Origin of the sequence: Lacimicrobium sp. SS2-24, from assembly GCF_002201535.1 — a bacterium.
In the GTDB taxonomy this organism is placed as follows: domain Bacteria; phylum Pseudomonadota; class Gammaproteobacteria; order Enterobacterales; family Alteromonadaceae; genus Lacimicrobium.
This window is the reverse complement of record NZ_NIWW01000008.1, coordinates 94,847-108,334: the sequence shown is the minus strand read 5'-3', so window position 1 is coordinate 108,334 and position 13,488 is coordinate 94,847. Positions and strand designations below refer to the sequence as shown.

11 protein-coding genes are annotated in these 13,488 nt (G+C 51.4%); 4 read left to right on the top strand and 7 right to left on the bottom strand.

All coding sequences use genetic code 11. From position 1 onward, the window contains the following. Nucleotides 1–9: 9 nt before the first annotated feature. From uppS to rpsB, 5 genes are all read right to left on the bottom strand, one after another. Nucleotides 10–738 carry a polyprenyl diphosphate synthase gene (gene uppS, locus CCY32_RS13755; RefSeq protein WP_088331658.1) on the bottom strand — a complete coding sequence of 243 codons (729 nt, stop codon included), beginning with the start codon at nucleotides 736–738 and terminating at the stop codon, nucleotides 10–12. A gap of 25 nt (nucleotides 739–763) precedes the next feature. Further along, on the bottom strand, nucleotides 764–1,321 hold the full coding sequence (gene frr, locus CCY32_RS13750; protein WP_088331656.1) for a ribosome recycling factor: 558 nt from the start codon (nucleotides 1,319–1,321) through the stop codon (nucleotides 764–766). A 21-nt stretch (nucleotides 1,322–1,342) separates the two neighbouring features. Beyond that, a complete protein-coding gene (gene pyrH / locus CCY32_RS13745; protein ID WP_088331654.1) occupies nucleotides 1,343–2,083 on the bottom strand; it encodes a UMP kinase in 741 nt (246 codons plus the stop codon). 302 nt (nucleotides 2,084–2,385) lie between these two features. Continuing rightward, the gene (gene tsf, locus CCY32_RS13740; RefSeq protein WP_088331652.1) at nucleotides 2,386–3,258 is read right to left on the bottom strand and encodes a translation elongation factor Ts; all 873 of its coding nucleotides are present in this window, start codon (nucleotides 3,256–3,258) and stop codon (nucleotides 2,386–2,388) included. Nucleotides 3,259–3,365: 107 nt separating this feature from the next. After that, nucleotides 3,366–4,094 (bottom strand): 30S ribosomal protein S2, encoded by a 729-nt coding sequence (rpsB, locus tag CCY32_RS13735; protein WP_088331650.1) that lies wholly within the window; start codon nucleotides 4,092–4,094, stop codon nucleotides 3,366–3,368. A 320-nt stretch (nucleotides 4,095–4,414) separates the two neighbouring features. Between rpsB and map the strand changes: the two genes are divergently transcribed. Genes map through dapD form a run of 3 tightly spaced genes read left to right on the top strand, consistent with a single transcriptional unit; the run spans nucleotide 4,415 to nucleotide 8,665 of the window. Next, nucleotides 4,415–5,200 (top strand): type I methionyl aminopeptidase, encoded by a 786-nt coding sequence (gene map, locus CCY32_RS13730; protein ID WP_088331648.1) that lies wholly within the window; start codon nucleotides 4,415–4,417, stop codon nucleotides 5,198–5,200. 10 nt (nucleotides 5,201–5,210) lie between these two features. Further along, nucleotides 5,211–7,859: a [protein-PII] uridylyltransferase gene (gene glnD, locus CCY32_RS13725; RefSeq protein ID WP_088331646.1), complete on the top strand. Its 2,649-nt coding sequence runs from the start codon at nucleotides 5,211–5,213 to the stop codon at nucleotides 7,857–7,859. Further along, nucleotides 7,847–8,665 (top strand): 2,3,4,5-tetrahydropyridine-2,6-dicarboxylate N-succinyltransferase, encoded by an 819-nt coding sequence (gene dapD / locus CCY32_RS13720; protein WP_088331644.1) that lies wholly within the window; start codon nucleotides 7,847–7,849, stop codon nucleotides 8,663–8,665. The genes glnD and dapD overlap by 13 nt, the downstream gene beginning before the upstream one ends. Nucleotides 8,666–8,981: 316 nt before the next feature. Here the strand turns inward: dapD and recA are convergent, their stop codons facing one another. Both recA and pncC read right to left on the bottom strand, forming a co-directional pair. Continuing rightward, nucleotides 8,982–10,037: a recombinase RecA gene (recA, locus tag CCY32_RS13715; protein ID WP_088331642.1), complete on the bottom strand. Its 1,056-nt coding sequence runs from the start codon at nucleotides 10,035–10,037 to the stop codon at nucleotides 8,982–8,984. Nucleotides 10,038–10,170: 133 nt separating this feature from the next. Further along, nucleotides 10,171–10,653 carry a nicotinamide-nucleotide amidase gene (pncC, locus tag CCY32_RS13710; protein ID WP_088331640.1) on the bottom strand — a complete coding sequence of 161 codons (483 nt, stop codon included), beginning with the start codon at nucleotides 10,651–10,653 and terminating at the stop codon, nucleotides 10,171–10,173. A 28-nt stretch (nucleotides 10,654–10,681) separates the two neighbouring features. On the opposite strand from pncC, the gene mutS reads away from it, so the two are divergent. Next, nucleotides 10,682–13,297 carry a DNA mismatch repair protein MutS gene (gene mutS / locus CCY32_RS13705; RefSeq protein WP_088331816.1) on the top strand — a complete coding sequence of 872 codons (2,616 nt, stop codon included), beginning with the start codon at nucleotides 10,682–10,684 and terminating at the stop codon, nucleotides 13,295–13,297. Nucleotides 13,298–13,488: the final 191 nt, after the last annotated feature.

The window sequence follows — 13,488 nt, the reverse complement described above, 5'->3', positions numbered from 1 at the left end:
TTGGCCTCCTCATTCTTGCACCTGCTCTGAGATCATGCCAAAGCGACGCTGGCGGGCAGCATAGTCAGACACCGCCTGACTGAATTCCTGCTCATTAAAATCCGGCCACAATGTGGGCGTAAAATATAATTCTGAATAGGCCAGTTGCCACAGCAGAAAGTTGCTGACCCGACTCTCACCACCAGTTCGGATGAGCAAATCCAGTTCCGGTAACCCAGACAAACAAATATGTTGTGAAAAAATCTCTTCGTCGATGTCGGCACTGTTCAGTTTTCCGTCACGAACCTGTTCTGCACAATGACGTGCAGCCTGAATAATATCCCAGCGGCCACCGTAATTGGCGGCAATATTGAGCACCAGAGACTGGTTATCCGCGGTCAGTGTTTCTGCGGCCGTAATCCGCTCATTGAGTTTCTTATCAAAGCGGCTGGTGTCACCCACCACCCTGAGCTGAACATCATTTTTGTGCAGCTTTTTGACTTCGCTTTTGAGAACCAGATTGAACAACTCCATCAACACCCCGACCTCTTCGGCAGGGCGATTCCAATTCTCGCTGCTAAAGGCAAACAACGTCAGCACTTCTATCCCTTGCTTGCGGGCAAAAGCGACTGCATTGCGCACAGACTCTACCCCGGCCTTATGACCGAATGTTCTGATCTTGCCACGTTGTTTGGCCCAGCGACCGTTGCCATCCATAATAATGGCAACGTGTCTGGGCATTGAAGTGTTGGCTGTCATGAAAATCTCCTGAAACGCAGAACGTTCAGATTTCCATCAGCTCTTTTTCCTTGTCGGCCAGCAACTGATCGATCTTACCTACGTACTCGTCAGTCAGTTTCTGGATGCCTTCTTCGGCGCTACGTCCTTCGTCTTCACCAATCTCTTTTTCTTTCACCAGGTCTTTGATATCACTGTTGGCATCACGACGAATATTGCGAATGGCGACGCGGCTCTGTTCCGCTTCCGCACGCACCACTTTAATAAAGTCTTTACGACGTTCTTCGGTCAGGGGCGGCATAGGAATGCGAATCACAGTACCGGCACTCATCGGGTTGAGTCCCAGATCAGACTGCATAATGGCCTTTTCTACTGCCTGTGTCGCACTTTTATCAAATACCGTCAGGGCAAGGGTGCGGGCATCTTCTGCCACCACGTTTGCCACCTGGTTTAAGGGCGTGTCGGCACCGTAGTAAGACACCATAATGGAATCAAGCAGACTGGGGTGAGCACGGCCGGTGCGGATCTTGCCCAGCTGACTTTTCAGCGCACTGATACATTTGTTCATACGCTCTTGGGCGTCTTTGTTAATTTCATTAAGCATTGTCGTAATCCTGTTTTACTTTTAAGCCAGATTCTTCTGATGATCGATCAGTGTGCCTTCTTCCTCGCCCATTACCACATCTTTCAGGCATCCGGGTTTGTTCATATTAAACACTCTGATCGGTAAATTATGGTCCCGAGCCAGGGTAAAGGCGGCCAGATCCATAACTTTAAGTTCTTTCTCCAGCACTTCCTGATAGCTGAGTTGCTGATACATGACCGCGTCCGGATTTTTTGCCGGGTCGGAATCGAAAACACCGTCTACTTTCGTGGCTTTGAGTACCGCATCCGCTTCAATCTCGATGCCGCGCAGGCACGCTGCTGAGTCGGTGGTAAAAAAGGGATTTCCGGTACCTGCTGCAAAAATCACAACCCGGCCGGATTTCAATAAACTGATGGCTTCTGCCCAGTTGTAGGCGTCACACACACCATTTAACGGAATGGCAGACATAAGACGGGCATTCACAAAGGCGCGGTGTAAGGCATCCCGCATCGCCAGACCATTCATCACGGTTGCCAGCATGCCCATGTGGTCGCCCACTACCCGGTTCATACCTGCTTTCGCCAGCCCTTCACCACGAAACAGGTTGCCGCCACCTATGACCAAACCGACCTGCACGCCAAGCTCGACCAGTTCTTTGATCTCTTGTGCCATACGGTCTAACACTTTCGGGTCGATGCCGAAGCCTTCCTGCCCCATCAGGGCTTCACCACTGAGTTTGAGTAATATGCGTCTGTAGGCGGATTTGGGATTGATACTCATTGATCAGTTGTTCCTGTGTAAGTTGCGGTGCACCAATGTCATTATCAGACTGGCTGACTCGGCTCAGGCTGATGGGTCTCAGTCCAGTGCTGCCAGCGGTTAACGCCGGATGTCGCCAGAACAGATGTTGCCGCACACAGATATCCGTTTCGTCTGCGGCAGTCGACCGCCAAAACCAGGCGGACGTGCAGGTTATGCATGAGTCATGACCTGCCCATACATCCTGTATATAAAAAAGCACCCCTTAAAGAGGTGCTCGTAGTTTATATGACATTGCCACCGGGCAAAAGTCGCGTGCCAATTTATTTCTTGGCAGCGGCCATTTGCGCCTGTACTTCAGCGGCAAAATCTTCAGATTTCTTCTCGATGCCTTCGCCCACTTCAAAACGTACGAAGTTGACCACATCTGCATTGCTTGCTTTTAACAATGCACCCACGCTCTGTGAGGGATCTTTAACGAAAGGCTGACCTGTCAGGCTGATTTCGCCGGTAAACTTGCTCATGCGACCAGCAACCATCTTCTCAGCAATTTCGGCAGGCTTGCCGCTTTGCATGGCGATATCAATCTGAATGGCTTTTTCTTTTTCTACCACGTCCGCAGGTACCTGTTCAGGCTTCACAAACTGCGGGTTAGACGCGGCTACGTGCATCGCCACATCTTTGGCCAGCTCGTTGTCACCGCCTTCAAGAATGGTCAGCACACCAATACGGCCACCGTGCACATAGGCACCCAGGTTATCACCTTCAATGCTGACAACACGACGAACAGTAATGTTCTCGCCAATTTTGGCAACCAGGTTCTCACGGGCTTCTGATACGGTGATGCCGTCAAGATCCAGAGCGTTTAACGCTTCAACGTCATTCAGTTTGTTTTTTAGCGCTAGGTCAACAATCTTGTCACCAAAGGCCAGGAAGCTGTCATCACGGGCAACGAAGTCGGTTTCACAGTTCAGTTCAACCATTACCGCATTGTTACCGTCAACTTTAGTCAGGATAACACCTTCAGCGGCGATACGACCTGCCTTCTTAGCGGCTTTTGCCTGACCTGACTTGCGCATGTTCTCAATGGCTTGTTCAACATCACCATTGGTTTCTTCCAGCGCCTTTTTACAATCCAGCATACCGGCACCGGTACGTTCACGAAGTTCTTTTACTAGAGCTGCAGTTACTGCCATTTCTCATTCCTCAGTAGAGTTGTTCGTAGAATCACAAGGGAGTCCTTGTGAGATACAGTGATTAACAGCGACCACTATGGCGGGTCGCTGTTGCAACTGCATGACGCTTATTCTGTTTCGACGAAGTCGTCGTGTTCAGCCTGAGCTTCGAGGTTTTGCTCACGACCTTCACTGATGGCATCAGCGGCAGCATTCAGGTAAAGCTGTACCGCACGGATGGCGTCATCATTACCAGGAATAACATAATCCACACCATCAGGATCCGAGTTGGTATCAACCACGGAAACAACAGGAATACCCAGGTTTCTAGCTTCGGTAATGGCAATGTGCTCATGTACCGCGTCAATTACGAACAAGCAATCAGGCAGACCGCCCATGTCTTTGATTCCACCGAGGCTTGACTCAAGTTTGTTCATTTCACGAGTCAGCATCAGCGCTTCTTTTTTAGTCAGCTTTTCGAACGTACCGTCCTGAGCCTGCTGCTCCAGATCTTTCAGACGCTTGATAGACTGACGAACCGTTTTCCAGTTGGTCAGCATACCGCCCAACCAGCGCTTGTTGACGTAAAACTGGTCGCAACGGTTTGCAGCTTCTTTCACTGCATCGCTGGCCGCACGCTTGGTGCCAACGAATAATACTTTACCTTTTTTGGCAGAGACGCCAGACAGATAGTTCAGGGCTGAGTTAAACAGCGGAACGGTCTTTTCAAGGTTGATGATATGAACTTTGTTACGGGCGCCAAAAATGTAAGGTTTCATTTTCGGGTTCCAGTAACGGGTCTGGTGACCGAAGTGCACGCCGGCTTGCAGCATGTCGCGCATAGATACGTTTGCCATAATTTTTCCTTATGGGGTTAGGCCTCCATATATCCCAGCTTTCGATCTGATTTAGCGCCCCGGGCAATTCGCCCATGTGGCACTCAGACACCCCGAAAACCGTGTCGATATATGTGTGTCATTAATAAATAAGTTAGGGCAAATTGAACCCGACGATTCGACGCGCTCAATTTGCGGGCGGCTTTATACCACAGTCAGGCTATAAGATACAACTTATTGTTCTGTCTGCTGTGCTCTGATGAGAGCGGCTGTGCCTATACACAGGGCGCCTCAGAGGCTAGAATGCGCGCAGAATATTGCAATACAAAAGTGGATGAACCTTGACTGCAACTATCAAGACACAAGACGAAATAGAAAAAATGCGCATTGCTGGCAAGCTTGCGGCTGAAGTACTGGAGATGATTGGCCCCTATGTACAAAAAGGGGTGACCACCGATGAACTGAATCAGCGCTGCCACGATTATATTGTCAATGAACAAGGCGCAATTCCCGCTCCGCTCAATTACCATGGTTTTCCTAAATCCATCTGCACCTCCGTCAACCACGTGATTTGTCACGGTATCCCGTCAGACAAGAAACTGAAAGACGGTGACATCATCAATATCGATGTCACGGTGATAAAAGACGGGTATCACGGTGACACCTCGAAGATGTTTGTGGTGGGCCAACCCAGCATCCTGGCAGAGCGTCTGATTCGGGTGACTCAGGAATGCATGTACAAAGGCATCCAGCTAGTTCGTCCCGGTGTGCACTTAGGCGATATTGGCCATGCCATTCAGCAGCACGCTGAACATCATCACTACTCTGTTGTGCGGGAGTACTGTGGTCATGGCATTGGCGCGGAATTCCATGAAGACCCTCAGGTTCTGCATTACGGTAAGCCCGGTGCCGGTGAGGTATTGCAAGAAGGTATGTGCCTGACCATAGAGCCCATGATCAATGCCGGAAAACGTCATTCAAAATTGCTCAAAGATGACTGGACAGTGGTGACCAAGGATCGCAGTCTCAGTGCTCAGTGGGAGCATACCTTACTGGTCACTGCCAACGGCTGTGAGATTCTTACCTTGCGCAGTGACGAAAACATAGATCGCATCATCAACCATTAAGGAGACGCCCTTGTCGCTGCAGAGTCTGCTTGGCCAGATAAAACGGATTAGCACAGTCGATAATATTGTTGCGTTCAAGGCCTGTGTTGAGAACCACCATCAATGGCTGGAAGACAATGCCTCCCTGACAGAAGTGGATAACCTGGTGAGAGGACGGGCCACCTTTGTTGATGCCCTCCTGCGACATATCTGGCAACTTTTCGATCTGCACACCTACCCGGATCTGGCGCTGGTTGCGGTAGGTGGTTACGGCCGCGGACAACTGCAACCCTATTCCGATATCGATTTACTGTTGTTAAATCATAAAAAGCCGGATGATGAGATTAATGAAAAGCTCGGGCGTTTTGTTACTCTGCTCTGGGACATTGGTCTGGATATCGGTCAATCCGTACGCACACTCTCAGAAACCATTAAGTTAGCCAAAGAGGATGTCACTATTGCCACCAACCTCATCGAGGCGCGGCTGCTCAGTGGCAGTAAAGAGACCTTTGCCCGGTTACAACAAAAAGTGCAGAGCAATGGATTCTGGAGCAGCAAAGACTTTTTCCTGGCAAAACTTGATGAACAACGCCAACGGCATGCCAAATTTAATGGCACCGCCTACAACCTCGAACCCAATGTGAAAGAAAATCCCGGGTGCTTAAGGGATATTCAGACCATCGGCTGGGTTGCCAAGAAACACTTTAAGGTGCTCAAAGGCAAAGAATTAGTCGAACATAATTATTTCACCGCCCGTGAATTTGATGAACTGATTGAATGTCGCAATCATTTATGGCGGATTCGCTTCGCCCTGCATCTGGTGGCCGGACGCAGTGAGAACCGGCTGCTGTTTGATTTTCAGCCTGAGGTGGCAAAACGGCTTGGCTATGGCGATGAGGGAAAAGCGTCCGTAGAAACCATGATGAAGGCCTTTTTCCGCACCGTGCGCCGGATAACCGAACTCAATGACATGCTGTTACAGCATTTCCGCCAGGATATTCTGGCCACGAAAGTACGTCGTTTTGAGCCCATCAATCAGGATTTTGCCCTGGCTGACGGGTTGCTGCAGGCCCGTCATGATCAGGTCTTTGATACACCAGAAAAACTCCTCAGCTTTTTACTGCTGCTCTCCGATACGCCCCAGGCACAAGGGCTGCACTCCGCCACATTGAGATTACTGCGTAATGCCCGGCGCAATTTCCGCTCGGCGTTCCTGTGTGAACGCGCTGGCTGTCGGGAACTGTTTATGCGGTTGCTTAAGCACCCAAACTTTTTCGCCTTTTCCTGGGAAGTCGCCCACAAGCACGGCATCATGCAGGCCTATCTGCCACAGTGGAATCAGATTGTAGGCATGATGCAGTTTGATTTGTTTCATGCCTATACCGTGGATGAACATACCCACAGACTGATTAAACATATTTACCATTACAGTCAGAGTGAGGGCGCCAAAGACTTTCCCCGCTGTCATCGTATTTTTCAGAATCTTGATAAACCCGAGCTGTTATATATCGCCGCTATCTTCCATGACATTGGCAAGGGTCGCGGCGGTGATCACTCTAAACTCGGCGCACAAGATCTGGCTGACTTCTGTGACACCCACGGCATTGGCCGTAAAGACAAAGAGTTGGTGGTGTGGCTGGTTGAAAACCATCTGCTGATGTCAGTGACAGCCCAGCGCCGGGATATCTACGACCCGGATGTGATCAATGAATTTGCCGGTAAAATTCGCAATGTGGATTACCTTGAACATCTCTATGCGCTGACGTTGGCGGATATTCGGGCCACTAACGACAATCTGTGGAATGACTGGAAAGCATCATTGCTCAGGGAATTGTACCTGATGACCAAAAAAGCGCTGGAAAGTGGCCTGGAATGTCAGATCGATCTTAAAGCCAAAGTTGAAGAACATCAGGAGGAAGCGCTCAGCCTTCTCACCTCAATGGGTAAAGATGCCGCACAGGTACAACAATTCTGGGACAGACTGGACTGGGACTATTTTGTGCGTTTCAAACCCAGTCAGCTGGTCTGGCATGCCAGTATGATTCTGGGCAATGAAAGTCTGCAGGACAATCAGGTGTTAGTGGAAGTCAGCGATGACACCTCCAAAGCCGGTACAGAACTGATACTCTATGGCCGTGACCGTGCCAGTCTTTTTGCTCAGATAGCCTCAGTGCTGGACAGCCGTAACTGTTCAATACACGACGCACAAATCATGAGCACCCAGGACGGTTACGTCTTCGATAGTTTTATTATCCTGGAAGACAATGGCGATCGTATTACCTCTTCTTCCCGTCGCCAGAGTCTCAAAGAAGCCGTTCTCGAACAGCTCGAACGCCCCGGCAGTGCCCACCAGAATAATCGCAAAATGCCGCGGCGCATGAAGCAGCTCAATGTCCCGGTGAAAATGCGCTTTTTCACCAATCAGGCCAACATGACCTTATTAGAGCTTGAAGCACTGGATGCGCCAGGACTACTGGCCACCATTTCTCAGCAATTTGTTATCTGTGATTTGTCCTTGCATATGGCAAAAATCACCACCATTGGCGAGCGTGCGGAAGATCTTTTTATCCTCACCAATAATCAGGGTGAAGCCCTCACCAATGAGCAACAGGTCACATTGAAGAAACAACTTATGTCCATCTTGAATCAACAAACACAGAGTGAAACATGTCAGAACTGAAATCCATCATTGAACAGGCCTTCGAAAACCGTAACGAGCTGGACAGCAGCGATCTCCAGCTTCGCCAGGCTGTCTCTCAGGCCATTGACCTTTTAAACACCGGAAAGGCCCGGGTGGCTGAAAAGGTCGCCGGAGAGTGGGTGGTGCATCAGTGGTTGAAAAAGGCCGTGCTTTTGTATTTTCGCCTGCACGATAATCAGTTGATAGAGGGTGCACAGAGCCGCTTTTTTGACAAAGTGCCGCTTAAATATGCCGAGTACAACGAGCAACAGTTTGCACAGGAAGGAGTCCGGGTGGTGCCTCCGGCAACAGTCCGTACTGGCTGTTATGTGGGTAAAAATGTCGTATTAATGCCCTCTTACACCAATATCGGTGCCTATATCGATGAAGGCACTATGGTCGACACCTGGGCCACCGTGGGCTCCTGCGCCCAAATTGGTAAAAATGTGCATCTTTCAGGCGGCGTTGGTATTGGCGGTGTCCTGGAGCCGCTGCAGGCAAACCCCACCATCATAGAAGACAACTGCTTTATCGGGGCTCGCTCGGAAATCGTCGAAGGCGTCATCGTCGAGGAAGGCGCGGTCATTTCCATGGGCGTGTACATCAGCCAGAGTACCCGCATTTATGACAGAGAGACCGGTGAGATTCACTATGGTCGAGTTCCTGCTGGCGCCGTGGTGGTATCAGGCACCCTGCCCTCCAAAGACGGTAAGTGTAATCTGTATGCGGCGATTATCGTCAAAAAAGTGGATGCCAAGACACGGGCAAAAGTCGGCATCAATGCCCTGTTAAGGGGTGCTGAGTAATTCTCATCACATTAGCCTAAACAAGCCAGCGGGCCATGTTGCCCGCTGACAACCCCGCAATCTCAGGCAAATATCCGCCACGGCTGAATTTTTTACAGTAGCAACTGCCCTTGGTGGCTTATGCTTTTTTCAGCCTCAGGGTACCCCCCGGTATAGTCAGCATCCCCATGCACAGAGTGCACGCTGACGATAACGTCGCAGAGATGCCTCCGGCCGTACGTTGATGTGGTCTTAAACGCATAAAAAAAGCCAGTCGATCACCCTGACTGGCTTTTTTGTCCCTTATTCAAGCCTGTTGCGGCTTTGTTGTATCCGCCTACAGCAGATCTTTGGCTTCGCCCTTGGGTTCCGCCTCTAATGCTGCCGCATCATCTTTGACGGTCTTTTTCAGCAATAATTTATCGCGCAGAAGCTTGTCCAGTTCATTGGCAATTTCAGGCTTCTCTTTCAGGTAACGCACACAATTCGCTTTACCCTGCCCGATACGATCGCCTTTATAGCTATACCAGGCACCGGCTTTTTCCACCAACTTGTTGGCCACGCCCAGATCAATCAGTTCGGCTTCTTTACTGATACCGTGACCGTAGAGAATCTGGAACTCCGCCTGCTTAAAGGGAGGGGCAACCTTATTCTTGACCACTTTTACGCGGGTCTCGTTACCCACGACTTCATCACCCTCTTTGATGGCACCAATACGGCGAATATCCAGACGCACAGAGGCATAAAACTTCAGCGCATTCCCGCCGGTTGTCGTTTCCGGGTTGCCAAACATGACACCGATTTTCATCCGGATCTGGTTGATGAAGATACACAGCGTGTTGGAACGCTTGATGTTAGCGGTCAGCTTACGCAGAGCCTGTGACATCAGTCGCGCCTGCAGCCCTACGTGAGAGTCGCCCATCTCACCTTCAATTTCAGCCTTAGGCGTCAACGCCGCCACCGAGTCCACAACCACAACATCGACGGCACCGGAGCGTACCAGCATGTCACAGATTTCCAGCGCCTGTTCACCCGTGTCAGGCTGAGACACCAGCAGTTCGTCTACGTTTACACCAATTTTTTCTGCATACAGCGGATCGAGAGCGTGCTCAGCATCGACAAACGCACAGGTCTTACCCATTCGCTGTGCTTCTGCAATGGCCTGTAAGGTTAAGGTGGTCTTACCGGAAGATTCCGGACCATAGATCTCCACCACCCGGCCAAAGGGCAAACCGCCTATACCCAGGGCCACATCCACACTCAGTGAGCCGGTTGACACCGCGTCGATATCCAGTGCCTGGTTATCGCCAAGGCGCATAATCGCACCTTTACCAAATTGTTTTTCAATCTGACCTAGTGCGGCCGAGAGGGCTTTTTCTTTATTGCTATCCATTGTTCTGCTCCTAAACGGGGACCCTATTGGTGATACATTGAATTATACTGTATAGCTATACAGTTACAAGCGGAATAAGAAAAGTTTTTCTCTGCCACCTCGCCGCCCGCGGCGGCGACAGGGGAACAGGCGTCTAACTGACCAATTGCAGGGCTTTTTGCAGCGCCACTTCGATGCTCTGGCTGCGAATTTGATGCCGATCACCCATAAAGCGCTGATGCAGGCTTTCAACCCTGTCTGCGGTGGCAAACCCAAACCAGACCGTACCCACCGGTTTTTCCGGGCTGCCGCCATCGGGGCCGGCAATACCGCTGACTGCGATCGCCAGATCGGCATCGGCAGCCTTTAACGCGCCCGAGGCCATTTGCTCCACCACCTTGGCAGATACCGCACCTTCGACGATCAACATGCTGTTATCCACCCCCAGCACTTGCTGTTTGGCCTCATCAGAATAGGTAATAAACCCACGTTCAAACCAGGCAGAACTTCCAGACACGCTTGTGATCGCGTATCCTATGCCTCCACCAGTGCAGGACTCTGCACATGTCAGTTTCCAGCCATTGTCTTTGAGTCGCTGGCCAAGGTTACTGGCCAATTGCAGGGTTGATTCATTCAATGTTTTTCATTCCTTATAACAGTTTATGATGCCTTCTGATAATTTTGTCACGCAAGCCGGACTCTTCAAAGAGCAAACTATCTCGCAGCATACCCCCATGATGCAACAGTATTTACGCATCAAGGCGGAGCACCCGCACATTCTGCTGTTTTATCGTATGGGGGATTTTTATGAGTTGTTTTATGAGGATGCCCGTCGCGCCGCAGAGTTACTGGATATCTCCCTTACCGCACGGGGCAAGTCAGGGGGCGATCCGATTCCTATGGCCGGGGTGCCCTACCACGCGGTAGAGGGGTATCTGGCACGACTGGTGAAAATGGGGCAGTCGGTGGCCATTTGCGAACAGGTTGGCGATCCCGCCACCAGCAAAGGTCCGGTTGAACGCAAAGTTACCCGTATTGTGACGCCCGGTACCATAACCGATGAGGCGCTGCTGGAAGAAAAACGAGACAATTTGCTGGCAGCAGTATTTCAACAAAAGCAAACTCAGGGCCAGTACATTTTCGGATATGCCACACTGGAGCTGGCCAGTGGCCGGTTTAGTCTGTGTGAGCTGGCTGATGAGCAGGATCTGCAGGCGGAGCTGCAACGCAGTCAACCCGCAGAGCTGCTTTATCCAGAAGGCTTTGCCGCCTTTCATCTGATTGAGCAGTATAAAGGATTACGACGCAGACCAGACTGGGAGTTTGATTTAGAAACCGCGACGACGCAGCTCAATCAGCAATTTGGCACCAAAGAACTGACAGGTTTTGGGGTATCTCAGGCCCACGCAGGCCTGTGCGCCGCAGGATGTGTGCTGCAATACGTCAAAGATACCCAACGTGCGGCACTGCCTCATATTCGCGCCATCAGCCTGGAAAGCAACAGCGATACCGTACAAATGGATGCCGCAACCCGTCGCAATCTTGAGCTCACCCGCAACCTCAGCGGCGGCACGGACAATACGCTGTTTGCGGTATTAGATAAGACCAGCACGGCGATGGGCAGTCGCCTGCTGCAGCGCTGGCTGCACAGACCACTGACCGATACCGGTGTGCTGGCACAGCGTCAGTCGATGATTCACGCGCTGATGGGATCGGATCTGGAAACACTGCGTGGCCACCTTAAACTGGTCGGCGATATTGAACGGGTACTGGGACGCCTTGCCCTGCGCAGTGCAAGGCCGCGGGACTTTGCACGTCTGCGCCAGGCCTTTACCCAACTGCCTGAGCTGCACGAGTTTATCCATCACCTCGATTGCCCCCCCTTACATCAACTCGCCAGTGACATGCCGCCCGTGCCCAAGCTGCTTGAATTACTGAACCGGGCTTTGGTAGAGAATCCGCCCGTATTAATGCGTGACGGGGGTGTTATCGCCCCGGGTTACCATGAGGAACTGGATGCCTTGCGCGCATTATCCAAAGGAGCGACCGACTACCTGGCTGAGCTCGAGGAACGGGAAAAGGCACGTACCGAGATCCCCACGCTCAAGGTTGGCTTTAATCGCGTACATGGCTATTACATCGAAATCAGCCGGGGCTATGCCGGGCAGGTGCCCCCTGAGTACGTCCGTCGTCAGACGCTGAAGAACAATGAACGCTACATTATTCCTGAGCTCAAGGAATATGAAGATAAAGTGCTCACCAGTCAGAGTCGTGCGCTGGCATTGGAAAAGCGCTTGTATGACGAGCTGTTTGGGCACTTTTTACCGCACCTTTCTGCGCTACAACGTGCGGCAGCGGCCCTGTCAGAGCTGGATGTTCTGGCTAACCTTGCAGAGCGGGCGGCTACGCTGGATTATCATTGCCCGACATTCACTGAAGAGCGCGGCATGCGCTACGATCGGGGACGTCATCCGGTAGTGGAACAGGTGATGAGTTCGCCCTTTATTGCCAATCCACTGGCAATGAGCGCGACGCGACGCATGCTGATTATTACCGGGCCCAACATGGGCGGTAAGTCCACCTATATGCGCCAGACTGCGCTGATTGTACTCATGGCCTGTATCGGCAGCTTTGTGCCTGCAGAAAACGCCTGTATCGGTCCCATCGATCGTATTTTCACGCGCATCGGCGCCTCTGATGATCTGGCATCAGGACGTTCCACCTTTATGGTGGAAATGACCGAAACCGCCAATATTCTGAATAATGCCACCACCAACAGTCTGGTGCTGATGGATGAAATAGGCCGCGGCACCAGCACCTATGACGGTCTGTCGCTGGCCTGGGCCACCGCCTGCTATCTGGCAGAGCGCATCAGCGCCTTTACCCTGTTTGCCACCCATTATTTTGAGCTAACGCAATTGGCGTCCCAACTGGAGGCACTGAGTAATGTGCATCTGGACGCGGTGGAATATGATGAGGGGATCAGTTTTATGCATGCCGTTCAGGAAGGCGCCGCCGATCGCAGCTACGGCCTGCAAGTGGCACAACTGGCTGGAGTGCCCAGAGCCGTCATTGATGCGGCGCGAATTAAGTTACAGGAGCTGGAGCAGCTCAATCATGACAAACAGGTAGTGGCATCGGAAGTGGCCGCACCCGCGCAGCTTAACTTTGCGCAGATGGACGATGCCCTGCACAAAGCGGTCGACCAGCTGAACCCGGATGAACTCAGTCCCCGGCAGGCACTGGAAACCTTATATAAACTCAAAGCCTTGAAAAGATAGTTATCCGTTTGATTGAAATAGAAGAACGTCATTCAGACTGATTCCCGGAATCCGCTTCCTTACATCCAGGCTACGACTGAAACTTTTTGTGTGGTTGGTAATGGAGAAAAAGGACGCCGGGTTCGCGCCAACAGCATGCGGGACGACCGTCAGTTATGCCCGAGCGCCGTTATCGGGCAACCATTAACCTT

What these genes read in the sequence shown, in the direction of transcription:
- uppS (WP_088331658.1), bottom strand. Translation starts at nt 738, where the DNA reads ATGACAGCCAACACTTCAATGCCCAGACACGTTGCCATTATTATGGAT.
- frr (WP_088331656.1), bottom strand. Translation starts at nt 1,321, where the DNA reads ATGCTTAATGAAATTAACAAAGACGCCCAAGAGCGTATGAACAAATGT.
- pyrH (WP_088331654.1), bottom strand. Translation starts at nt 2,083, where the DNA reads ATGAGTATCAATCCCAAATCCGCCTACAGACGCATATTACTCAAACTC.
- tsf (WP_088331652.1), bottom strand. Translation starts at nt 3,258, where the DNA reads ATGGCAGTAACTGCAGCTCTAGTAAAAGAACTTCGTGAACGTACCGGT.
- rpsB (WP_088331650.1), bottom strand. Translation starts at nt 4,094, where the DNA reads ATGGCAAACGTATCTATGCGCGACATGCTGCAAGCCGGCGTGCACTTC.
- dapD (WP_088331644.1), top strand. Translation starts at nt 7,847, where the DNA reads ATGTCAGAACTGAAATCCATCATTGAACAGGCCTTCGAAAACCGTAAC.
- recA (WP_088331642.1), bottom strand. Translation starts at nt 10,037, where the DNA reads ATGGATAGCAATAAAGAAAAAGCCCTCTCGGCCGCACTAGGTCAGATT.
- mutS (WP_088331816.1), top strand. Translation starts at nt 10,682, where the DNA reads ATGCCTTCTGATAATTTTGTCACGCAAGCCGGACTCTTCAAAGAGCAA.